24 protein-coding genes are annotated in these 23,658 nt (G+C 40.7%); 7 read left to right on the top strand and 17 right to left on the bottom strand.

Annotated features, from left to right (window positions below; translation table 11 throughout):
- Positions 1-4: 4 nt before the first annotated feature.
- The 12 genes from AN393_RS11345 to murJ form a co-directional block, all read right to left on the bottom strand.
- Positions 5-3,226 carry a pilus assembly protein gene (locus AN393_RS11345; RefSeq protein WP_055018093.1) on the bottom strand — a complete coding sequence of 1,074 codons (3,222 nt, stop codon included), beginning with the start codon at positions 3,224-3,226 and terminating at the stop codon, positions 5-7.
- Between the two features lie 2 nt (positions 3,227-3,228).
- A complete protein-coding gene (locus tag AN393_RS11340; protein WP_055015824.1) occupies positions 3,229-3,732 on the bottom strand; it encodes a hypothetical protein in 504 nt (167 codons plus the stop codon).
- Positions 3,720-4,715, bottom strand: a complete 996-nt coding sequence (locus AN393_RS11335; protein ID WP_055015825.1) for a PilW family protein — start codon at positions 4,713-4,715, stop codon at positions 3,720-3,722. The genes AN393_RS11340 and AN393_RS11335 overlap by 13 nt, the downstream gene beginning before the upstream one ends.
- A 1-nt stretch (position 4,716) precedes the next feature.
- Positions 4,717-5,277: a type IV pilus modification protein PilV gene (pilV, locus tag AN393_RS11330; RefSeq protein WP_055015826.1), complete on the bottom strand. Its 561-nt coding sequence runs from the start codon at positions 5,275-5,277 to the stop codon at positions 4,717-4,719.
- 108 nt (positions 5,278-5,385) lie between these two features.
- Positions 5,386-6,090, bottom strand: coding sequence for a LytTR family DNA-binding domain-containing protein (locus tag AN393_RS11325; RefSeq protein WP_055015827.1), 705 nt, complete (start codon positions 6,088-6,090; stop codon positions 5,386-5,388).
- Positions 6,090-7,121 carry a sensor histidine kinase gene (locus tag AN393_RS11320; protein WP_055018092.1) on the bottom strand — a complete coding sequence of 344 codons (1,032 nt, stop codon included), beginning with the start codon at positions 7,119-7,121 and terminating at the stop codon, positions 6,090-6,092. The genes AN393_RS11325 and AN393_RS11320 overlap by 1 nt, the downstream gene beginning before the upstream one ends.
- A 40-nt stretch (positions 7,122-7,161) precedes the next feature.
- Complete coding sequence (ispH, locus tag AN393_RS11315; RefSeq protein ID WP_055018091.1) at positions 7,162-8,091, bottom strand: 4-hydroxy-3-methylbut-2-enyl diphosphate reductase; 930 nt, start codon at positions 8,089-8,091, stop codon at positions 7,162-7,164.
- Positions 8,091-8,531 (bottom strand): FKBP-type peptidyl-prolyl cis-trans isomerase, encoded by a 441-nt coding sequence (fkpB, locus tag AN393_RS11310; RefSeq protein WP_004588360.1) that lies wholly within the window; start codon positions 8,529-8,531, stop codon positions 8,091-8,093. Before fkpB ends, ispH begins: the two co-directional genes overlap by 1 nt.
- Positions 8,528-9,028 (bottom strand): signal peptidase II, encoded by a 501-nt coding sequence (lspA, locus tag AN393_RS11305; protein ID WP_004588359.1) that lies wholly within the window; start codon positions 9,026-9,028, stop codon positions 8,528-8,530. The genes fkpB and lspA overlap by 4 nt, the downstream gene beginning before the upstream one ends.
- Before the next feature lie 12 nt (positions 9,029-9,040).
- Positions 9,041-11,869, bottom strand: coding sequence for an isoleucine--tRNA ligase (ileS, locus tag AN393_RS11300; RefSeq protein ID WP_055018090.1), 2,829 nt, complete (start codon positions 11,867-11,869; stop codon positions 9,041-9,043).
- A gap of 29 nt (positions 11,870-11,898) precedes the next feature.
- Complete coding sequence (gene ribF, locus AN393_RS11295) at positions 11,899-12,825, bottom strand: bifunctional riboflavin kinase/FAD synthetase (protein ID WP_055018089.1); 927 nt, start codon at positions 12,823-12,825, stop codon at positions 11,899-11,901.
- 84 nt (positions 12,826-12,909) lie between these two features.
- Positions 12,910-14,448, bottom strand: coding sequence for a murein biosynthesis integral membrane protein MurJ (murJ, locus tag AN393_RS11290; RefSeq protein WP_055015841.1), 1,539 nt, complete (start codon positions 14,446-14,448; stop codon positions 12,910-12,912).
- Between the two features lie 294 nt (positions 14,449-14,742).
- On the opposite strand from murJ, the gene rpsT reads away from it, so the two are divergent.
- Entirely contained in the window at positions 14,743-15,003 is a 261-nt protein-coding gene (rpsT, locus tag AN393_RS11285; RefSeq protein ID WP_004588355.1) for a 30S ribosomal protein S20, read from the top strand.
- A 70-nt stretch (positions 15,004-15,073) separates the two neighbouring features.
- Here the strand turns inward: rpsT and AN393_RS11280 are convergent, their stop codons facing one another.
- Positions 15,074-15,457, bottom strand: coding sequence for a response regulator (locus AN393_RS11280; RefSeq protein ID WP_055015832.1), 384 nt, complete (start codon positions 15,455-15,457; stop codon positions 15,074-15,076).
- 102 nt (positions 15,458-15,559) lie between these two features.
- On the opposite strand from AN393_RS11280, the gene AN393_RS11275 reads away from it, so the two are divergent.
- From AN393_RS11275 to smrA, 3 genes are all read left to right on the top strand, one after another.
- The gene (locus tag AN393_RS11275; RefSeq protein ID WP_055015833.1) at positions 15,560-15,997 is read left to right on the top strand and encodes a hypothetical protein; all 438 of its coding nucleotides are present in this window, start codon (positions 15,560-15,562) and stop codon (positions 15,995-15,997) included.
- A 106-nt stretch (positions 15,998-16,103) separates the two neighbouring features.
- Positions 16,104-16,349 (top strand): hypothetical protein, encoded by a 246-nt coding sequence (locus tag AN393_RS20560; RefSeq protein WP_082422715.1) that lies wholly within the window; start codon positions 16,104-16,106, stop codon positions 16,347-16,349.
- 128 nt (positions 16,350-16,477) lie between these two features.
- On the top strand, positions 16,478-17,059 hold the full coding sequence (gene smrA, locus AN393_RS11270; RefSeq protein ID WP_055018088.1) for a DNA endonuclease SmrA: 582 nt from the start codon (positions 16,478-16,480) through the stop codon (positions 17,057-17,059).
- A 148-nt stretch (positions 17,060-17,207) separates the two neighbouring features.
- On the opposite strand, the gene AN393_RS20450 is transcribed toward smrA, so the two are convergent.
- Both AN393_RS20450 and AN393_RS11265 read right to left on the bottom strand, forming a co-directional pair.
- On the bottom strand, positions 17,208-17,348 hold the full coding sequence (locus AN393_RS20450; RefSeq protein ID WP_162838342.1) for a hypothetical protein: 141 nt from the start codon (positions 17,346-17,348) through the stop codon (positions 17,208-17,210).
- A 96-nt stretch (positions 17,349-17,444) separates the two neighbouring features.
- Complete coding sequence (locus AN393_RS11265; RefSeq protein ID WP_055015835.1) at positions 17,445-18,362, bottom strand: glyoxylate/hydroxypyruvate reductase A; 918 nt, start codon at positions 18,360-18,362, stop codon at positions 17,445-17,447.
- 161 nt (positions 18,363-18,523) lie between these two features.
- Here AN393_RS11265 and AN393_RS11260 point away from each other — a divergent pair, with 161 nt between their 5' ends.
- Positions 18,524-20,230, top strand: coding sequence for a lysophospholipid acyltransferase family protein (locus AN393_RS11260; protein ID WP_055018087.1), 1,707 nt, complete (start codon positions 18,524-18,526; stop codon positions 20,228-20,230).
- A gap of 41 nt (positions 20,231-20,271) precedes the next feature.
- Here the strand turns inward: AN393_RS11260 and dapE are convergent, their stop codons facing one another.
- Entirely contained in the window at positions 20,272-21,456 is a 1,185-nt protein-coding gene (dapE, locus tag AN393_RS11255) for a succinyl-diaminopimelate desuccinylase (protein WP_055018137.1), read from the bottom strand.
- 261 nt (positions 21,457-21,717) lie between these two features.
- Between dapE and AN393_RS11250 the strand changes: the two genes are divergently transcribed.
- The gene (locus AN393_RS11250; protein WP_055015837.1) at positions 21,718-22,371 is read left to right on the top strand and encodes an OmpW family protein; all 654 of its coding nucleotides are present in this window, start codon (positions 21,718-21,720) and stop codon (positions 22,369-22,371) included.
- Positions 22,372-22,431: 60 nt separating this feature from the next.
- Here AN393_RS11250 and AN393_RS11245 read toward each other — a convergent pair whose 3' ends face one another.
- A complete protein-coding gene (locus AN393_RS11245) occupies positions 22,432-22,968 on the bottom strand; it encodes a thioesterase family protein (RefSeq protein ID WP_055015838.1) in 537 nt (178 codons plus the stop codon).
- 103 nt (positions 22,969-23,071) lie between these two features.
- Here AN393_RS11245 and AN393_RS11240 point away from each other — a divergent pair, with 103 nt between their 5' ends.
- Positions 23,072-23,566, top strand: a complete 495-nt coding sequence (locus tag AN393_RS11240; protein ID WP_055018086.1) for a hypothetical protein — start codon at positions 23,072-23,074, stop codon at positions 23,564-23,566.
- Positions 23,567-23,658 lie beyond the last annotated feature (92 nt).

Genomic DNA, 23,658 nt, shown 5'->3' with positions numbered 1-23,658 from the left:
TTCCTTAATCATCAATTTCATCATTCTCTTCACGTTTATAAATATAGGTTTGTTGGGTTTTAAAACCAAACCCTACATTATCGTCGTCATTAACTAATTGTACTGTACCATCTACAACCGTTAAGCCTGGGCCCATTATTTCTACTGGCTTCATTGGATTTTGCGCATTTTCGCCTTTTATCCCCGGCCCAATTAGGTAAAACTGGCTTTCTTCGGTCACTTCAATGGTTGGGTTATCATCACACATGCCATCACCGTTGCCATCTGCACACGATGGGGCTTCACCGAAGTACAATTGTGGTGTATCGGGTACATCATAACTAGTGGTAAATTTTAGGTCATCGTAGACTTTGGTGCCATAATGTAGATGGAACGCATATAACGAGCCGCCACCGCCACTTAACGAACATTGGTTCTCTGTGGAAGTTTCAGATGAAGGTGTAAAGCTTGTATAATAAGCGACACCGCCAACCACTGTTGCAGCGGCTAAAGATTTTTCGCCCGTGCTTAACTCATAACGCCACCCTTTGAATTTAGCTAAATCAACTTCTAAATCAACAAACTCATCTACATCGTCTAATGCATTACCAAACGGGTCGCTGTTCATTAGCATTAGATCTGCTGGTTTAATCGCTGCTGGTGCAGTCGTGAATGACTGAGTTACTGTGTTTTCGTCTCTTATCATAAACAGTTGATCGTCTTCATTGGTCCCGGTGGGTTTTGAGCGGTTACCGCTACCAATCACAATCGCGTCATAAGGTGTATCTAAACGTGTAATAACTGTTTCGCCATTAACGGTTGTTTCACTTACCTTGCTATATAGTGTGCGCGCCACCATTGGTTGATAAAAAAAGCGACGGTCTTGGCTTGCTAAACTGCTACCTAGTTCTGCAAGTTTAAAATGCGTAAAATTACTGGTGCTAGTGCCTGGCATGTCAATACGCCAAATATCGCCCCCAGTATCGGCAGCATAAATTCTGTCAATGTAACCATCGTAATCTGAATCAAGCGTAGATACATTTGCTGCAATAGAGTGCTTACCTTTAAATCCGTTTTCGCTTGGTGTTAAAGCCCACACTTTTTTGCCTGTTTCGGCTTCTACAATATAAATACCACGGCCTACAGAATCTTCACTTCTCACCACGGCATCTTTATTCGTGTCATACCCTGCACCAAAAACAAGTAATGGTTTATCGCCAAATGCTTTTATGTAGGCTATTTGGGGTTTTGACCACGTTTGAGCAAGCTCTTTAAAATCGCCTTTACCACCCTCTATAGGATTATCCCATAGTTTTTTAGGCTGATCGGGGTTAGTGATATCAAAGGCATAATAGTTTTTCCCGCCACGGCGCATGCCTGCAAACGCCCACACGTCATCACCATCGCTCGCATCAACAATACCATCATTGATGCCATCATCATTTAAGCTTTTATCACTAAAGTAAACACTGATTGGGCCGTCCATACCATAGAGTTTACCGGTGTTTTCATTGCGTAAAGGCTGAATAATATCGTAAAGATCGGAGGGAATGAATGCCCAACTTTCGGTTACTTGATTATTAGTATCATCGTCTTTAAACATATGTAAAAAGCCGGCATTAGTACCAATCAATATGCGTATGTCGTTATTACCATAGTCGATTGCTACGGGCTTAGAGTGTAAAGGGTCACCAAAAATATCACTACGTTGATCGGTGTTAGAGCCATCGTTATCTTCATCATCAACATCTATTCCCATTGCCCATTTTATATCAGAACTGGCTAGGCTAATCGGGTTGTTAGTTACTAAGTCTAAAATGTCGCTCACAATACTGGTTGTAAACTCAACTATATCGCCTTGTTTATCGGTATAGAGGTTACGTCTGCCCTCAGCGGGTGAGCCTGTTAATGAAGACAAGTGATAATTTACTCCCCCTTGTGCTACTAAGTTACCATCAGCAGACTGGCCATCTGGCAACCAAAATGTTTTAGCATCAGTATCGATTAAACCATCAGAGTCAAGCGCGGTGTTGCCAACTGAGTCGACTATTTCACTGCCTGATACTTTTAATTTTTTTAAGTTACCGCCCCAGCGTGTGTTTGTTTCTGGATAAAACATGGCAAAGTAAATGGCATCACGGCTACGTGTTTGGTCTACGTTGTTACTTGCTACCGAAGGCGATGAAAAGCTATCGTTAACTTCACGAATGCGAGAAATTGCACTATTTAATGAGTTAGAGAGCTCGTCAGGTGTACTCGCTGGTAAGTTTTCACCGCCACCTAATAAGGCTGCACGCCTTAATAACTCTTGACCTTCGTCACTCATGCCAGACCCAAAACCTATGGTGTATAAGCGGCCTGTTTCGTGAATATCAGCAGTAGCAGGGTATAAATCAACAGTAACATCACTTGTACCATGAATAATTTTGGCCATTTGGTGTAAATAATTACTGTAATAACTATCGGTGTCCCAGTTTAATGGCTCTCCAAAGTACTTTTCGTGTTCATCACTAATATCACTATCGCTGCCGTTATCATTAGATGGATCACCATCGGTCATGTAAATGATGTTGATTGAATTATCACAACGAGCCGCTTCAGCTTCACTGTCTGCAAATGGCGATATATATGTATACTCGTAATTATCTCTGACTATATTTTCACATTCATACACCCAACCTCGACGGCGATTCCAAACCCATTCACACTCAACATCTGTCCATTGGCTACCCGTGCGTAACTCTACATTTGTATCACGCTCTGCAGTGGTAACCCCCTCTCCGTATTGAACCTCCTGTCCAGTGATATACAAATATGCTTCCCAAAGCGTCTCTGTCAGTGGTGTCCCCCCATCTGCTGGTAACCCTGCGATAGAAGTACGTACTACTGATGAATCACTACCAACTCCATTTACAACATATCCTCCGGCTGAATTTCTTTCAAAGCGCATTAGGCCAAAATCGATAGTGTCTTCATTATCTAATACCACTTTATTCATCGCGAATTGCGCAGCTGCAAGGCGGCTGTCTATACACAAGTTATACAAACCTAAAAAATTATTATAACCACAGTTATTACCATTAGAGGATGAAAAAGCCATACTGCCTGAGGTATCAAATATAAGTAAAACCCTTGGCTTTTCTTCCACATCTACATCGTGGTTTACATACAACTCTATATCTTCGGCAGCAACATAGCTGCTTAAGGTGATGCCAATTAAAGAGGCGAGAACTTTATTCGGTTTCATCTTTAAATCCCCTTACTTATACTGGCCATTTCTTGAGCAACCCCGGTTACAATTGTAAGTTCGTGTTTTGCTTTAGAGCCATATTTTATAGTGGTAGAAACTTGCAGCATGTTGCACGATATACCCGCAGTAAAATTAAATCGGCGTGGGCATTCTAAATCAAGCGCCCCCTGATTTAGGTTTACCATTTTGCTTTGCATGTCACCGTGCGTAGCGATGACCATTCCCTCATCGTCTGCGCCTGCATGAGTTGAGACTTCATCTGGCGTTAAAAAAAACTGATTAGCAGCGCCTTTACTTGCTTCATCAGAAATCATGCGCTGTACCTCACCAATAAGCTCATTTTCAGCCACTTCACGCTCTTGGGCAGCATTGGTAATTTTTATGTCAACGCTACTACTGCTCATTAATGTAACGGCAATACCCGTTACTGCAATAACCATAATGAGGGCTGTAATAAGCACTACACCTTGTTGTTTATTTGCGTGTTTACTTAGATACGCCATAAATTTGCTCCCACGTTATTTAAACGAATGGTGGTGGTAAATACTGTTCTTCTGTAAGAGTCATTAAAAGTAAGCTCTCGAGCGTCTTCATCTTCACCTAAAGTATATGTTTGATTTTTTATTTTAAGTCCCGGATCTGGCTGCAATGCTCTTACTAATAAGAAAACTTGCACTGTTAAAATGCTTTTGCGGTTTTCCCAATCAGTGTGTTGCATGTCCTTAATGCTTCGGTAAGAGTCTACACGGCTATCACTATCTGTATCTAAACCAAACACAAAGCGCATATTTTCAACGCCCTCCATAATGGTTTCGGCTTTCATGTTAGCGCCATTTAAGCGTTTTCGCATTAATGCTGGTACTGTAAGGCTTTTATTATTTACCGTATAAGTTTGCTCTGCGAGGTAATAAACATGATGGCTATAGGGCCACACCGTGGCATTTACGTTTAAACTACCAGCAGCTACAACGCCTCGGGTAAATTCTGCGCTTTCTTGCTCAGCTATAAAATAGTTCTCACCCGCCTGTGTTTCATTCGTTGTACCATCAACAGTAAGCTGCTCGCCTTGTAAAAACTTAATTTGTAAAATATCAGTCCCTGCAATTGGCTTAGTTATACAGTTAAGCTCGCTTGTTGAACTGGCTTCTTTTGCATAAATAGTTCTGAAATTACTAGAAGATGTTAAATCTGGAAAGCTGCCGTTATTAAGCCCCTCAAAGCAATCTCCACCAGGGGTAGCAAGCGTTTGTGTGTTTGCTGCCGTGAACGAATCATCATAATAAGTTCCCCAAAAGCCTACCTGCTCAATATCACGCTGCATAATATTAATTGCTAAGCGACCAGACTCTTGCAATTCACCTATTGTCATTGTGTCTTTTGTGGTTACCTTCATACCAATATAGGTAAACATCACCCCACCTAAAATAAGCCCACCAATAAATAATGAAATCATCATTTCTATTAGTGTAAAACCTTTTTCTCTCATGTTAGCTCCTTAGGTATATATAGCTATTTAATGCGACCAAGCGGCGTTTTTTGTCATCAGTACCACATTTAAGCGCTTTGGTTTCATCATTAGCATTAAACTCTTGGCGACCTTGCCAAGACACTATGACTTCAATATTAAAGCCACGCCCCCCCGTGCCTGCTGCAGCCGTAGGGTTTATACACACTGTGGCATCATCAAGTGTGCCGGTATTTTCGCGTGCACGAATGGCGCGCTTCCATTGTTGTAAATCGAGGGCTGCAACTTGCGCTGCAGTGCACGACCCACTAAAACACGCAGTAGAAGTAGATGTTGAGGTTTTGCTCGTGAATGTTTGCGTATATAAGGCAACGAGCTGTGCGGTATCATTTGCTCTAATGCGTTGAATAATGTCATTTCCTAACGCGACTGCTGCTGCGCGCTGCATAGAGTCAAAGCTTGCCTGCTTAGCTTTTGCCTGCAGTGCAACAGCGCCTAATAAGCCAAAGCTTAAAATAATAAACGCAATCAGCACTTCAATTAGGGTAAAGCCTTTTTGAGGTTTTTTGTGAGATGAATGCATAGTAAAAACCAAATCAATTTTATCTGATCATAAGTTTATGCATTGAAAATGTAGATGCAATATATACTAGGATAAACGGTTAAATTTGTTGATAAACGGTAAACAAAGCTACTGTAATATATTTTTTACTGTTTTTAGCTCTCGCCTACTCACGTTTAATTGCTCCTTACACCCAGCGAGTTCTACACTATGTACACCTGAATTTAGGGTGTGTAAGGCAACAAGCCTTTGCTTATTTATCAGTGTATTTCTGTGAATACGCAATAATTGCGTTGGGAAGCGCTGCTCAAGTTGCTTTAAGCTTTGCTCAATTAGCGCCTCGCCCCCTTCAAATACCATATTGGTGTATTTTTCTTGAGCATTAAAATAATATACGAGATCAAGTTCAATACTTTTAATCGTACCGCCAAGCTGATAACTAATTTTTGTAGACTGCTGCGTTTGCATGTGTGCTTTATTTAAACGCCCTACCTGTGCTAATACTTTATCTAATGCTTGCTCAGTGACTGGTTTTACTAAGTAGCCTGCTGCACTAAGCTGTAATGCATCAAGTGCATGCTCTGGATAGGCTGTCACAAATACTATCGCTGGTGGCACACTTAAAGTATTGAGCTGCTGTGCCACTTCTAAACCATTGATCCCGGGCATATCTATATCTAAAAACACCAAATCGGGTTGAATCTGCTTGATAAGGGCAAGCCCCTGTGCGCCATTATCCCCTTCACCCTGCACTAAAATATGCTCATTGTGCTGCAGTAAACGTTTTATTCTAGCGCGAGCAAGTGGCTCATCATCAATAATTACAACATTCATTAGGTATTCTCAAACTGTTTAGGGATCACCACTTTTACTCTAAACACATTTTCTTTGTGCGTGACTGAAAGCTGTGCTTTTTCTTTGTAATATATAAACAATCGCTGGCGAATATTTTCAAGCGCCATACCGTTATTTGGTCTTGTTAACGCCTCATTATGAGTAATCGGGTTGGCAACAATCAATGTTAAGTATCCCGTGGTTACATGCAGTTCTACATTAATCACAGCCCCCGTTTCACTGGGCTCTACCCCGTGGCACACCGCATTTTCTATTAACGGCTGAAGGGTTAAGCACGGAATACTAATATCGGGCAAGTCATCAGGCAGTTGCCAGTTAACCTCTAAGCGGCTGCCAAAGCGCCATGTTTCCAGCGCAACATATTGTTTTGATAAGGTCAGCTCATCCTCGAGAGAAACGCGTTGCCCTGAACGCATAGCTGCTTGCGATAACGCTGCAAGCGCAAGAATTGCTTGCTCTGCAGCATCGGCATCGTGGTGTGTTAGCTCAGCGGCGGTATTCAAGCTATTGTACAAAAAATGTGGGCGTATTCGGGCTTGTAAAGCGTCAAGCTCTGCGCGCGAAAGCGCTTTTGTTTGCTGCTCTTTTTCAAAATAAATCAGTAAAAACTGTACAAATAAAGCCGTAATCAAAAAAACAATTAAGCAGTTTCGTAGTACAAAATAAATACTCGTTTCATTATTTGCAATATCTAAAAAGTAGCGGGCACACAGCGCACTGAATAAAGCGGTACTGACTAAAAAGGAAATAAAAAAAGCAAAAAGTTGAGTGGTTTGCGGCTTTTTTTGTAAAACACGCTGAAAAGAGTATAAAGCAGAAATACTGACCAGCACGGTCATATGAGAAAATAAACTAATTACGCCAAGGCTTTGCCAGCTATCCCCCTCAACAAAAGGAGCAAACGCTAAGATGGTAGCAACAACTTGGGTAACAATAAGCGTGGCAAGTACCCCTCGCTCATTAAAAAGAGCCGAAAAAAGCAATGTTTCACCTTGCGGCAACTTGCTCATAACGGCTCTCCTTGTAATCTAAATAATTAATTTATATAGACTAACGCAGCTCAACAGGAACGGCAAATACGATATTCTCTTCTTCACCTGGGTTTTCCACTACCTGCGTACCGCCAAGCTCTTTTAAGCGCGCAATAACTTGTTGAACAAGCACTTCTGGCGCAGAAGCCCCCGCAGTTACTCCCACAGCGCTCGTGTTAGCAAACCACTGTGCTTCAACATTTGTTGCATCATCGATTAAATAAGCGGTTGTGCCCATTTTATCTGCAAGTTCACGTAAACGATTAGAGTTAGAGCTGTTTTTTGCTCCCACAACTAAAAGCACATCAACTTTATCTGCTAAATCACGCACCGCATCTTGTCGGTTTTGTGTGGCATAGCAAATATCATCTTTACGCGGGCCATCAATTGCTGGGAATTTTTCGCGCAGCGCATCAATTACATCTGCAGTGTCATCTACTGAGAGCGTTGTTTGGCTACAATAAAATAGGTTATCAGCATTTTTAACGTTAAGTTTGGCAACATCTTCTGCGGTCTCTACAAGGTAAATACCACCGTCGTTGTTGTCATACTGTCCCATAGTCCCCTCAACCTCTGGGTGACCATGATGACCAATTAAAATACATTCAATACATTTACGGCTCGCACGTGTTACTTCCATATGCACTTTAGTAACTAATGGGCATGTTGCATCAAATACTTTTAAATCGCGGCGTTTAGCTTCTGAGCGTACCGCTTGCGATACACCGTGAGCGCTAAAAATAACTATGCTGTCATCAGGTACTTGGTCTAGCTCTTCAACAAATACGGCACCACGGTTTTTTAAACCATCTACTACGTAGCGGTTATGCACTACCTCATGGCGTACGTAAATTGGCTTTTCAAAAATATCTAAAGCGCGCTCTACTATGCTAATTGCACGATCAACCCCTGCACAAAAGCCTCGCGGATTCGCTAATAAAATATCCATTAGCCTTGCACCTCAATAATATCTACTTCAAACGTTAAGCGTTGGCCCGCTAACGGGTGATTAAAATCGATAGTAACCGACTCACCTTGTACTTCGCGTACTAGTCCTGGCAGCTCAGTACCATCTGGCTGAGTAAAGGCAATAATTGCGCCGACTTTAGCTGGCGTTTCTGCACCAAATTTACTGCGTTCTACATAGTAAATATTATCTGGATTAGGTTGGCCAAATGCATCTTCTGGTTCTAGCTCAAACGTTTTGCTTTCGCCTGCGCTTAAACCGAGCAAACACTTTTCAAAATTAGCCGTTAAGCTGCCATCACCCATCGTTAACTTGGCTGGTTTATTATGCACCTTTGTTGAGTCTGCGGCAGAGCCATCTTCTAGTTTAATAGAAAAGTGAAAAATAACCTCTGAGTTTTCACCAATTACAGCTTGGCTCATGCTTTATGCTCCTTCGGACTTTCGCCTGTAAAGGCATCAAATAATAATAATGCGGCACCAATACAAATTGCACAGTCGGCAATATTAAATACTGGAAAATGCGAGTTTTTATAAAACACATGTATAAAGTCAATTACATAACCATAAGCAACGCGGTCATACAAATTACCAATAGCGCCAGCAAGTACTAACGCATAAGCACTACATAATATTTTATTTGTCGCTGGTAAGCGCTTCAACCACCATACTAATAGCGCGCTAATAGCAATGGCAATAAAACTTAAAAACCAACGTTGCCAACCACCAGCTTCACTTAAAAAACTGTAGGCCGCTCCATAGTTATGTACGTAGGTAATACTAAAAACAGGCAGTAAATTAATCGACTCTTGATAAGCCATGGTATTTACAACAAGTGTTTTAGTGGCAAAGTCTATTACAAGCAGTAATAGACTTAACCAAAGCCACACTAAACCACTTTTTTGGGCTAGTTTGCTCACTGAGTAAAACTCCTAAGCGAATTGACGCTTTTCACCTTCGCCGTCAACATTGCTTACACAACGACCACAAATTTCAGGGTGTGCAGGCTCTGAGCCTACATCATCGCTGTAATGCCAACAACGCTCACATTTAGTTGCATCTGTGGCTGCTACGCTAATGTATAGACCTTCAATTTCGGTTGTTTGTGTATCACTAGGCTGGCTATCTACAGCAGATACAGTGACCGCAGACGTTAATAATACAAAACGTAGCTCATCACCTAATGCTGCTAACTTATCAGCCAGTGATTTTTCGGCGTATAAGTTAACGCTTGCTTGCAGCGTTGCGCCAATCACTTCTTCTTTACGGGCAGCTTCTAGTACACGGTTTACTTCGTCACGTACATTCAGAATCGCTTGCCAGTCATCGTTGCTAAATTGGCTGTTTGTCGGTGCATGTAAACCGTCGTACCATACCGATGTAAATACGTAATCGCTACGCTCGCCCGGTAATGCTTCCCAAATTTCTTGCGCTGTAAAGCTCATAATTGGCGCCATCCAACGCGTCATTGCTTCTGCAATGTGGTAAAGCGCAGTCTGACAAGAACGACGTGCATGACTGTCGCTTTTTGCTGTGTACTGGCGGTCTTTAATAACATCTAAGTAGAATGAACCCAGCTCACCTGTACAGAAATTCATTAGCTTTTGCGTTACTAATAGCATTTGGTAGCTATCGTAGGCTGCTAAAATTTCTTCTTGTAATTGGGCGGCACGGCCAACAATCCACTTATCAAGCTCAACCATGTCATCAACAGCAACTTGGTCTGTTTTAGGATCAAAACCACTTAAGTTAGCTAATAAGTAACGGCTTGTGTTACGAATACGACGGTAGCGATCGGCAGAGCGTTTAAATATTTCATCCGATACGGTCATTTCTGCCGTGTAATCGGTTGAAGCAACCCATAAACGTAAAATGTCAGCGCCAAGTTTGTTCATCACATTTTGTGGTGAAATAACGTTGCCTAACGATTTTGACATTTTGCGGCCGTTTTCATCTACGGTAAAGCCATGCGTTAGTACTTGCTTGTAAGGAGCGTGACCGTTAATAGCAACTGAGGTCATCATTGATGACATAAACCAACCACGGTGCTGATCAGAGCCTTCTAGGTATAAATCAGCTGGGCCAACTAACTCTTCACGTGCATCAACAACACAGGCATGTGTTACGCCCGAATCAAACCATACATCTAACGTATCTTGTACTTTCATGTATTGCTTGGCATCGTCTTCGCCTAACAAGGTGGCAGGCTCTAGGTCATACCACGCTTGAATGCCTGACTTTTCTACTAGTTCTGCAGCTTGTTCTATCAGTTCTTGCGTATTTGGGTGTAAAGAACCGGTGTCTTTATCAACAAATAAAGCAATTGGCACACCCCAAGTACGTTGACGAGAAATACACCAATCTGGGCGACCTTCAACCATGTTTGCAATGCGGCTTTCGCCCCACTCTGGCAACCATTGCGTGTTTTTAATTTCGCTTAACGAGTCTTGGCGTAAGTTAGCCTGATCCATGCTTACAAACCACTGCGGTGTAGCACGGAAAATAATAGGTGTTTTGTGGCGCCAGCAATGCGGGTAGCTATGCGTAAGCGCATGATGGTGCATTAAGGCACCACGCTCTGTTAATACATCAATTACACTGGCGTTTGCTTTAAATACGTGCTGACCTGCAAATAATTCTGTATCAGGTAGGTAAACACCATTAGCGCCTACAGGGTTTGCTACTTCAAGATTGTAATTTAAGCCTGCCGCGAAATCTTCTTGACCATGGCCTGGCGCAGTATGAACCACACCCGTACCTGATTCAGTAGTAACGTGTTCTGCTACAATGACCGGTACATCAAAATCGTAAAATGGGTGAGCAACCTGTAAATTCTCTAGTGCTGCGCCTTTGACATAACCTAGTACGTGGAAATGATTAAACCCGTAACGGTCCATTGCATCTTTAACAAGCTCTGAGCCTAAAATTAAACGTTGCTGCGACCCTTCATCATCTACTTGTACTAAGGCGTACTCTAAATCTGCATGCACAGCTACTGCACGGTTAGCAGGTAGGGTCCACGGTGTTGTAGTCCAAATAACAGTGCCAACACTACCTTGCCCTTCATGGCCTTCTGCTAAATCAAAAGCTTTAACAACCGCGTCTTGATCTGCAAAAGTAAAGCGCACATCGATTGCTGGTGATTGCTTATCTTGGTACTCAACTTCTGCCTCTGCAAGTGCAGAGCCACAGTCTGTACACCAATGCACAGGCTTTGCACCTTTATGAAGGTGGCCGTTTTTAATAATACGGCCAAGCACGCGAATGGCGTTTGCTTCAAAGTCATAGTTCATTGTTAGGTAAGGTTTGTCCCAATCGCCAAACACACCTAAACGTTTAAAGTCTACTTTTTGACCTTCAACTTGCTTTTTAGCGTAAGCACGGCATTTTTCACGAAACTCGCTCGCAGTTACTTTAACGCCAGGCTTGCCTACTTTTTTCTCAACCATTAACTCAATTGGTAAGCCATGACAATCCCAACCAGGCACGTAAGGGGCATCAAAGTCAGATAAAGTTTTAGACTTTACAATAATGTCTTTTAAAATTTTATTTACTGAGTGGCCTAAATGGATATCGCCGTTTGCATACGGAGGACCGTCATGCAAAATAAAGGTTTTTTTACCTTTTTTAGCGCTGCGAATTTGACCGTACAGGTCGTCTTCATACCATGCTTTAAGCATTTTTGGTTCACGTTGTGCCAAATTGCCACGCATTGGAAACTGTGTTTCCGGTAAATTCAAAGTATGTTTGTAGTCGCTCATTAATCCTACTTTCCGTATCTATCGGCTACCTAATTTAAACCAAAACACTGTTTTGCGGCGGCAACATCGGTTGCTATTTGTGCCGTTAACTGTGTTAATGTCTCGAATTTTTTCTCATCGCGAAGTTTTTCAATTAACTCCACGTGCATAAACTGTCCATATATATCGTGTGCAAAGTCAAAAAGGTGAACTTCTAACAAAGCACGCGTTCCATTAAAAGTGGGCTTATTACCAATATTGGCTACCCCATAAACCTGCTTGCCGGCAATGTTTGCTTTTACAGCAAACACCCCATTTACAGGGCAAACTTGGCGTTTAAGCGCTATATTTGCAGTTCGAAAACCAAGCTCTCGCCCTCTTTTCCAACCATGTATTACACGTCCTGAAATAGCATAATTATGCCCTAGCATTAACTTAGCATTTTCTAAGTCGCCTGCTGCTAATGCTTCACGTATTAGTGTGCTGCTTACTCTAGCATTTAATTGGCGAAAACTCGCGGTGCTTTTTACATCCATGCCCGCTTGTTTGCCCATACTGCGCAGTAAATTAAAATCCCCTTGGCGCTGTTTACCAAATTTAAAATCATCGCCTACTGTTAATGCTTTTACACCTAGCTTTTTAATTAAAATATCGCTAACAAATTGCTCAGCGTGCATATTGGCAAATTGTTGATTAAAGCTAATGCAAATAACGCGCTCAATACCTAAGTTACTAAGCAGCTTAAGTTTATCGCGTAACCGAGTAAGTCGAGCAGGTGCATTATTTTTGGCGAAAAACTCTTGCGGCTGTGGCTCAAATAACATCACCGTACTGGGTAAGTTATGTGCTTTGGCATCCGCTAACAGCCCTTTTAACACTTCACCATGGCCTAAATGCACACCGTCAAAATTACCAATAGTCAATACGCAACCATAATGTTGCGCTCGAATATTGTGTATACCTCTAATTAACTCCATGCCACCTAATGCCTTTTTCAGCGAGTATTATTAACGAGTTTAAAATTGTTCAAAACCACAGGGCTGCCGATTATAATCTTTTTTTTAGTTTGATTCAGTAGTTGCTACACTTTTTATCGTATTTAGTCTTACGCCAAGTAAAAACAGCACTGCAAAGTAACTTATTGCAGCAACCACCAACAGTACAATTAACAACATTATTTGCTCATGAAAGTGCCATGTAGCCCAATAATAACGGCTACTAACATACCAAGTTAGCGCCCCCATGGCTAAGCTTGCCACTATGCATTTTATGGTAAAGCGTAGGCTCATAGCAGAAAACTGATACACGTTTTCTTTTTTAAGTTGCCTGTAAAGTAAAAAGGCATTGCAGCTAGCCGACATAGACGTTGCTAAAGCAAGCCCCAAATACCCAATAAATGGGGCTAACATAATATTGAATACCATATTAAGTACCAACGTAATAATTCCAATGCGCACAGGCGTTTTAGTATCTTGGCGCGAGTAAAAACCCGGCGCTAAGACTTTAATAAGCATAAAGCTAACTAACCCTACCGAGTAGGCGACCACCCCTAAACTTACCGCTTTGACATGATCAACATCCGCCTCCTTAAATGCGCCATGATCAAACAGCACAGTAATAATAAGCGGGCTTATAATCATTAACCCGACCATAGCGGGTATGCCTAAAAAGATGACAAAACGCACCCCCCAATCCAGCGTATGCTGAAAATCGCTGCGTTTTTTACTGCTATGTAATTTAGAAAGTGCAGGTAAGATAACAGTAGCAATACCAATACCAAATAAACCAAGTGGAAACTCAATTAATCTATCCGAGTAATAAAGCCATGCGATAGACCCCGTCATTAATAACGAGGCAATCATAGTATCGAGTAGAAGATTAATTTGGCTTATCGACACACCAAATAAGGCCGGTAACATAAGCTTACGCACTTTTTTAACGTTTTCGTCTTGCCAAGCCCAGCGCGGGCGCGCCAACATTTTTGCGCGGTATAAAAATGGTAACTGAAACAACAATTGCACCACCCCACCCACAAATACACCAACGGCTAACGCATATGCCCCAACGCTAAATTTGTCGTGCAATAAAATAGCGCAGGTAATAATAGAAACATTAAGTAATACGGGCGTAAAAGCAGCCACTGCAAAGCGATTATATACATTCATTACTGCACCGCTAAGTGCCACTAAACTTACAAATAGCAAATACGGAAAGGTTAATTTTAGTAATGAGCTTGCCAGTACAAATTTTTCTGCATTGGGTCCTCCTTGCCACCAATCAATGAACCAGCCGGTTCCAAACAACGCGGCAATAACAGGTGAGGCAACAACGCCAAAAATAGTTACGCACAGTAAAATAGTGCCCAGCGTACCAGCCGCTTGTGCTACAAATAACTTAACTTTATCATCACCATGGTGTTCTTTAATTTCGCTAAGTACAGGCACAAAAGCCTGAGCAAAAGCCCCCTCTGCAAATAGACGTCGTAAAAAATTGGGAATACGGTTAGCAAATAAAAAAACATCGGCAGCAGCACTTGCACCTAATAAGTTTGCAACAACGGCATCTCGTACTAACCCTAAAATACGCGATATCATTGTCATAGCACTTACAATCATACCGGAGCGAAATAATCCTTTTGACACCTTAAACCTACTTAAAAACCTTTAATTGAGGTAATTATGCCACAGTCTTTTTTATAAATCGCTTTAAAGCACTAGGCTGGGCGTCTGTGCTTTGTTACAATAGCGATATTAACTGCTGAAGCGGCAAATTGATGTTCGTTATAAGGAGCAGTTTTTCTTGAATTGTTAAATTTACATTGACATTCATGATAAAAACAGGCATATTCCACGGCCTTTAATTTAAGCTTTATTTAAGATTGTTAGGAGCAAACCTTGGCTAACATCAAGTCTGCAAAAAAACGCGCTATCACTAGCGAAAAAAACCGTCAGCACAACGCAAGCCGTCGTTCAATGATGCGTACTTACTTCAAAAAAGTAACCGCTGCTATTGAAGCTGGCGATAAAGAAGCTGCACAGCAAGCTTTCTCTGTTGCTACACCTATCCTAGACCGTTACGCAACTAAGGGTCTAATTCATAAAAACAAAGCAGCTCGTCATAAGAGCCGTTTAGCAGCTAAAATTAAAGCGCTATAATTTGTTTTATGATTAAAAAACCGGCTTAGGCCGGTTTTTTTATGTCTACAGTTTAGTGCTTAAAAAATGACTAAACGCTTTCTAGATCGGGATAAAACTTTTTCAACATAGCTGCTATTTTTTTAGGTGTAAATGGCTTTACTACAAAACCTTTAGCACCTTTATCAATGGCTTCTTTCACGTTTTCTACTGCTGAATGGGCCGACACCATTACTACATTAGTTTCAGGGTTAATATTATTAATTTGCGCGATTAACTCTTTACCATCACCATCAGGCAGTTCTATATCTAAAAAAATCATATTGTAATTAGCAGCCTGGCATTCGCTAATACACTGTTTAGCCGTTGAAGCCTCTTTAACGTTTTCTATTCCTAAGTGCATGAGCGTTTGGCTCAAAAAACTACGCACTGTGCTAACATCATCCACTATTAAAATTGATAGCTGCGTATCCATGTATCTTCCTCGTAGGCTAAAAGCATTGTATAAGTTATTATATAACTAGATATTTAATCATTTTATTATAGAGACCTAAGCTCAAAAGGCCAGATTTGCTTTATGTCAAACAATACAAAAAAACAATCATTGCTTGGTAAAACACCACAAAAAAGAAAAACCCCTGTAAAAAAGCCTCGCAATAGGTCGCAAACAGCACCGCAATCTTCGGCTAACTCAATAGCTCCCCCAGCAGAGCAGCCAGTAAAGTCTAAAAAAGGGTTACTTATTACGTTGGCTATAATTTTTGCTATAGCCATTATTTTTCCAAAACCAACTTTGCTCACCTATAAAAAATTAGGGTTAGTAAGCGAAAGTATTTATTGGCCTGGCGTTTTTGGTTATGGCCGTACACTGCTTGACTCAAACTTACACCCGCAACTAGACGAGAAGCGCAATGCCCTTTATTTATGCGCAGATATGAAGGTCCCGCAAAGCTGTCAAAAGTACCAACTAATAAAAAATAATGGCTTTTTTGCTGCATTGACTAGCTACATTTAACATTAAAAAAACTAATCTGAAAATTTAAAATTACTTGGTTGAAAGGTGTGCAAAAGATCACCATAATGGCGCTCCTTTTTTCAACAACTGAACTATTGAAACGACCATGCTAAACGAGCTAGATTGGCTTTTAAACACTGTATTACTTGCACTAGGACTAGGTGCATTCTTTATTAATAATATAACAATACTGCGCGTTGCAGCCATTAGTGCGTGTGGACTGTTATTTTTGTCTTTTAGCTTGGATTTGATGTCGTCGAGTGTTATTTCGAATATGAGTTTAGTGTTGATCAATACATTTTATTTGTTCAAAGTGTATACGTTTGGGCAGTTTAATGTAACGCAGAGTTAACATTTCCCCTTAGAATATTTTATAGCCCAGCCTTGCTGGGCTTTTTTATTTAAAAAATTAAAAGGCTTGGGGAACAGATTGAACTAAGATAATATTTACCGCGTATTAATCCTCATTTAGGTCTTACTATGTCTTTATCTGATTTTGATTTATTTTTATCTTCTATGGAAGATGTAACACCTATAAACCACGATACTGTAACTCCTCTTGCAAGTAATCCCAGTGTCACCCTTGCACAACAAGAGAAACGCAAAGCTGCTGAGCTTAGCCTTGCGAATGATGAAAATTACTTACAAACTGAGCATGTAGAACTATTAGACCCACATGCATTATTAAGCTTTAAAAAAGACGGTGTACAAAGCGCTGTTTTTAAAAACTTACGCTTAGCAAAGTACCAAGTTGATGCCACATTAGACTTACATGGCCAGCTACTTAAAAATGCCCGTACAACATTATTTAACTTTATCACTGATTGCCATCAACGAAACATTCGTGTTGTATTAGTGCGCCATGGTATTGGCATAAAAAATAAAGCGAAGCCCGGTATACTTAAAAGCTATGTTAATAAGTGGCTACAGGCGCTACCCGCAGTTTTAGCTTATCATACCGCCCTCAAACATCACGGTGGCAGTGGTGCAACCTACGTATTACTTAAAAAAAGTGATGAGAAAAAACACGAAAACCGAGAGATCCATGCTAAGCGCTATTAACTAGCTACTAACTAACTTGTTGCTAGATAATTAAAGCAAGCTAAAGCAATTGTAAGGTTATATGAAAGGAGGGATACTCTTGAACATTCAGGCTTAGCCATGAATGAATTAAAAGAGTTCCCTTTTTAGAGCATACTGAAGAGTGTAACTACTCACTTTGCGTTGACTGTGCGTTGCCACTTTGAGGTAACTGATCGGCACTCGCTTGGTTTAACCAAGCAGAAACGCCCAACACAATAATAGAAACCACCACTAAACTTAGTTTTACTCCGCCTTGACTTGATTTCATACGTCACTCTTATTATTTTTATTTTGGTGTTTAAATTCTACATTAATTAAAATTACAAATGTTAACAAGGTGTTTTCTAAACCAATTTGTTATCTATTAATAACCTTTTGTTCTATTAACACGATTGTTTAACTTAAGCCCCCTATTTAAGCGATTAATATTCTCTGCTATTTGTATTGCCACACTATTTAAGTCTGATATTGCTGCGCAATGTGGTGTGATAGTCACTTTAGTGTGCTGCCAAAATGGGTGTGAACTCGGTAATGGCTCCTCAGTGAACACGTCTAGGGTTGCTGATCTTAGATTATCTGAATCTAAAGCTGATAATAAATCCGATTCAATAATATGCTGCCCTCTTGCTACATTTATTACGCAGGCGTGTTTGGGAAGCTTTGCTAATAATTGTGCATTTATGATGCCTTTCGTCTCGTCAGTTAGTGGCAATAAACACACTAAAAAATCTATTTGAGGTAACATTTCATCAAGCCCTGTTCCAGTGTATAGCTTAACATGTTGACTCTCTTTAGCCGTTTTAGACCATGCGCTTAGCGTAAAGCCATTAATAAGTAGCTTATCTGCGCATGCTTTTGCGAGTTCACCAAACCCCAAAATACCGACATGCTTATATTTGTAACCGCGTTTGGGTTTCCAGTTACCTTGCGATTGCCTAACAAAGTACTCTTGTAAGCGTAGCTTTTGAGCTAACACATGGGTTAGTACATACTCTGCCATATCGTCAGCTAGTTGTTTATCTACAATACGCACCACATCTACATGCTCATGTAATAGCGACAGATTAATACTATCCACACCAGCTCCAAATGAAGAAACAGCTCTTAAATTAGGCAATTGTTGCCACAAGTCATTTGGGGCATTCCAGGCGAGTACAAACTCTACATCACTGGGGTTTTTACACGATGGCCATTCTTCAATGGTCTCATTTGGTAGCAACTCAGTTAGCCTTGCGATTAACTTTGTATTATCACGCCCTGTAATGGCAACTAAAACTGACATGTAAACTCCTAATAAGCTTAAATAATTTTATATTTCTCACTGAGTAAATGTACTCTTGGTTATTTACTCTTTAAAAAGTCACACTACTGCAAAGTAAATGTCACACCCTTTTTTTACTCTAAACAGGATGGCGAATAGGCCAAATTGTAAATGAGGTTAATATGATAAGCGTTGATAAAGTAATAGCAGCAAACTTACCACAGTTAGAGAACTCCCCTAAAGTAAAAGGTTTAGTTAAAAAAGGGCTTGGCTACTTATTACATGAACAAGAATTTGTTGCCTTTGGCGATGCTTACCCTCATTTACAAGGGCTAGAATTTGTTGAACAAGTACTTGATGAACTTGACTTTGATACCCGCTACAAACCAAAGCAAATTGAAAATATACCCAGCGAAGGTAAATTAGTAATTGTAGCTAACCATCCCATTGGCTCGCTCGACGCGCTCGCACTGATAAAGGTACTATCAAGCGTTAGGCAAGACTTAAAAGTGGTTGCTAATCGCATGCTAATGTCTGTTACCCCTATGCATTCATTGCTGTTGCCAGTAGATAACTTATCTGGAACCAGTAAAAAACAAGAATTAGGCAATATTCAAAAACACTTAAAAAATGAAGGTGCTTTGTTAATTTTTCCTGCCGGCGAAGTCTCTAGATTAAGCCCTACCGGAATTAAAGATTGCAAGTGGAACAGTGGCTTTTTACGCATGGCTAAAAAAGCAAACAGCCCTATTTTACCTATTTATATAAAAGCTAAAAACAGCCCACTCTTTTATGGTACATCAATGATTTACAAGCCGCTTGCGAGCTTATTATTAGTAAAAGAAATGTTTAAGCAGCGACAAAAGTCATTAGAGTTTGAAATTGGCGCTTCCATTCCGCCTGAATCATATTTAATCGAAAATTTAAAAGATAAAGAAATCGTTAACCTCATTCGCAAGCAACTTTATCGCCTTACCACTAAAAAGCCCCTTCCCCTTAAAACCCAAACCCCTATTGCAATACCCGAGTGCCGCAAAGAGCTAAAAAAAGCCATAGAGAGTTGTCAGTTATTAGGTAAAACACAAGATGGTATGCATATTCATTTATATCAATACACGGGTAGCTCAGCGGTGTTTAGAGAGCTTGGGAGGCTCAGAGAAATTGCCTTTCGAGCGGTAGGTGAAGGCAGCGGTAAACGCCGCGATATTGACAAATATGATATGGATTATCAACACTTAGTGCTATGGGATCCTACGCAATTAGAATTAGTGGGGGCATATCGCCTTGCTTGTGCAAAGGAAATAATAAATAAACATGGCCGAGAAGGCTTATACACCGATAGTTTATTTAGTTACACACAAGCAATGCAACCGTATTTAGAACAAGGTATAGAGCTTGGTCGCAGTTTTGTGCAACCTAAGTATTGGGGGCGAAAAAGTTTAGACTACTTGTGGTATGGTATTGGTGCATTTATTAAAAACTACCCGCAATATCGTTACTTATTTGGCGCAGTTAGCGTCTCTAACGCCTTGCCTGAACAAGCAAAAGCCATGCTCGTGTATTACTATCAACATTATTATAAATCAGAGCAGCACCTCGCCACCCCTAATAACGAGTTTAAATTAAGCGAACAACAACTTACTCAGTGTAAAACTGTTTTTAATGGCAATGATGTAAAAGAAGACTTTGTAGAATTAAAACACGTACTGGCCAATATGGGTGCACACGTTCCCACCCTATTTAAACAATATACCGAACTGTGTCAGCCTGGTGGCGTAAAGTTTTTAAGCTTTAGTATCGACCCCGACTTTAACAACTGTATTGATGGGTTAGTGCTGGTAGACTTACAAAACGTAAAAGAAAATAAAGCTAAGCGCTATTTAGGTTAGTCAAACAGCGAGGTAATTCTCGCTGTTTATTTTTATAAGGCCTATTTATGGCTAAAAATCCGCGCTAATAAGTCGGTATAAATGGCCTCAATTTTAAGTAAATCCTCAACTGGAACATGCTCGTTTACCTGGTGAATGGTACTATTTTTAACTCCGCACTCAATAACTTGGGTATGCTGGTTTGCATAAAATCGCCCATCAGACGTGCCACCGCTGGTACTTAACATGGGGTAGTTTCCTGTTTGCGCATAAATGGTGTGCTCTAACTGCTGTAATAAACTCCACCCGTTTGTTGGTGCTGTATAATAGGGCTCACACGCTCGCTCCCATTCAACATCAAGGTGCTGAGCGTACTCACTCAGTGCCGCTGATATACACTGCTTTATTGTACTGCTTGTATAACCATGGCTATATCGCACATTAAAGGTAATTTCGCACTCACTAGGCACTAGATTATCAACAACATTATTTATATTAATACCAGTCACTTGCAAGGTGGTTTTAGAGCTAGGCTCATCTTCAGGCCATGTTAAATTGCTTAAACAATTTACAATATTACCCGCAATATGCGCCGCATTTATAGTGTTCTGCGGGTAGGCAACATGTCCAGTCTTGCCATGTACTTTTATACGAGACGATATAGCGCCTCGGCGACCATTTTTAATTGTATCGCCTACGTGTGCAGAGCTTGTCGGTTCACCAACAATACAGCCATCAAGTTGTATATTATTTTTTGCAAGGCGCGTGGCTATTACCTCTGAGCCAAATTCTGCCTCGCCTTCCTCATCGGAGGTGATAAGCCAGTAAAAACGCCCTTTTTTACTTTTTGTATCATTTAATAGTGCCTTAGTGGCACCTAGCATAGCCGCCACGCCACCTTTCATATCAGCAGCGCCACGCCCATACACGGCATTATTAATAATATTGCCGGCAAAAGGCGGACTTAACCAGTTGCCCGGCTCTGCAGGTACAACATCAATATGCCCAGAAAACGCAACACAAGGCCCTTCTAGCTCAAAATTAATGTAGGCAATTAAATTGGTAACGTCTTCACACATAAACTGCTCACAGTTAAAACCAAGCGCAGCTAACTCATTGCTAAGCCAATCTATGGCACCGCCTTGGTGAGGCGTTACAGATTCAAACCTAATAAGCGTTTGCGTATTTTTGACCACCGCGCTTAAAGGTTTACTTACACTGTTTTGCGATACTTTTGCAAAAGACATAACAACACACTCAATAACCATAAGAGAGATTATTAAAGCGCGCTAATATGACCAAATAATGGCAAAGTTAATACAGTGCGATGACTGTTAAATACATAGCAGTGTCAATTAATTAAAATACTTTTTGCAGCAACTTTAATCTAAATCAATAAAAGGATTCACATGCTTCAAACATTTTTGAAACTTTGATCTAGAACAGGTTTTTAACGCTCGGAGGTTGTAATAATAGCGGCAATCAAAAAGTAGTTATTGGAGCACAACATGAAAACCCAAATCAGCATTGCATTACTTACCTCTTTACTAGCTATGACCCCTACGGCACACGCTAACTTAAGCGTTAATGTTGGCGCTATTAATGTAAATCCAGATAACAGCAGCTCGGCCATTAACGAAGCGCCAACACTGGGCCTTAAAGGCGACTCTGACACGCAGCTAGGTATTACAATCGACTATGCATTTAACGATAAGTGGGTGGTAGAACTTATTGCCGCTACGCCGTTTTCGCACGATGTAAATGGCGCGGGTGGGCTAGCGGGCAGTAAGATTGCCGACATAAAACAGCTTCCGCCATCATTGGTTGCGCAATACCACTTTTTAGATACCAGTTACGCGCTACGACCGTTTATTGGTGTAGGGTTAAATTACACCACCTTTTTTGACGAGCAGCCTTCACAAGCGCTAAAAGCAACCCTAGGTACTGATGATGTTGAAGTAAAACTCGATGATTCGTTTGGCTTTATAGCACAAGTAGGCGCTAACTATAAAATCGATCAACATTGGGGGCTACATGCTATGGTATCAATAATTGATATAGATACCGATGCCACAGTGTATGCAAACGGAGCAAAAGCCCTTACATCAACCGTTGAGCTTGACCCAGTCGTTGCTATGTTTGGTGTAAGGTACAACTTTTAGTTAAGTGTGCAGTGCCTATGTTCTATGTGTTTAAGGCCGAAAGGCCTTATTTTATGAAAATTATTTAGGCAGGTTATTCACCTTTTTTTGCTCAAGCATTTCTTTCCAATGCATAATTTCAGCGGGTAAAATAGGCGCCACGCCATCAAACTCGGCTACTTCAAGCATTTCTTCAATAGAAACTATGCCTTTTTTGTTTTTAAACACACCACGCACATACGCTATAGCGTGCAGGCCACGCGCAGAATGAAATTTTTGTTCAATGTAAAAATATTTATGATCCCACCCCACCAGCCGGGTACTGATGGTATAACGCTGCATAGGTTTAATATCGCGAATATAAGTGATGGCTGTCGCATTAACTATAGGAAACCAACGGCGCTTCATTACTTGTTTTAATAAGCCTATTCGCTCAATCATCCAGGTGCGCGACAAGTCCATCATCGCCAAATAACGCGAATTTGTTAGATGCAGGTTTATATCGCAATCTGTGGGTAGTGCTTTGTAATCAATATCTACCGTATCAAGTAACTGTTGGTAGTCACGGTTGCGCTTAATTTTAAAAAATAATAAAAGAAGTCTAATATATAAGTTCACGAGAAGGTCTTACCAGTATAAAGTTAACTCAGTGTAACATAACCACTTGTTAAGGCGAATGTTCCGTTTTACTCTCAAATTATAAATATAAAAAAGTCATAGTATGAAATATAAATTAGCGACACTTTTTACCATCAGTTTATTATGCATTAGCCCCAGCGCATTGGCCGATTTTACAATTAAAGGCTCAGGCGCGGTGAGTTACCCCACAGGCATAGAAAAACCATTTAATTTTGGGTTTGCATGGCAGCAGCAACTGGGTAAATTTACAATAGGAAATAAAAGCTACGATATGTCGCAATTACCTAATTCATACTCGGTGGCAATCACGTTAGCTAAAGATGATAGCCAAGTGTGGGTACAAGAGTTTAATAATGGCTTTATTGAAACGTTTGAATGGCATATAGGTAAACATACTGTCAGTCTAAAAAAGCAGCAATTTAAAGACCCCGTAAAAGGCAATTACGTGATTGAGCTCAATGGCCGCAGTTACTTTTTTACTCGTAATAACGCAAGCATAGTGATTAATTTTGATGAAAATGGCATAGAAACAATCGCCATTGATGGAGTTACAAAAAACATGGGCACTAAAAACTAGGGCGTGTTGACCTTTGCGGATTGAAATTTGTTCAACCTAGGGGCGATTAAATCGCGGCGCGAGGTTTGTAACCTAGTGGGCTCGATAACTGC

Source organism: Pseudoalteromonas sp. P1-25 (assembly GCF_001401805.1).
Lineage (GTDB): Bacteria > Pseudomonadota > Gammaproteobacteria > Enterobacterales > Alteromonadaceae > Pseudoalteromonas.
The sequence above is the reverse complement of the archived record's forward strand: the minus strand, read 5'-3'. Positions and strand labels throughout refer to the sequence as shown.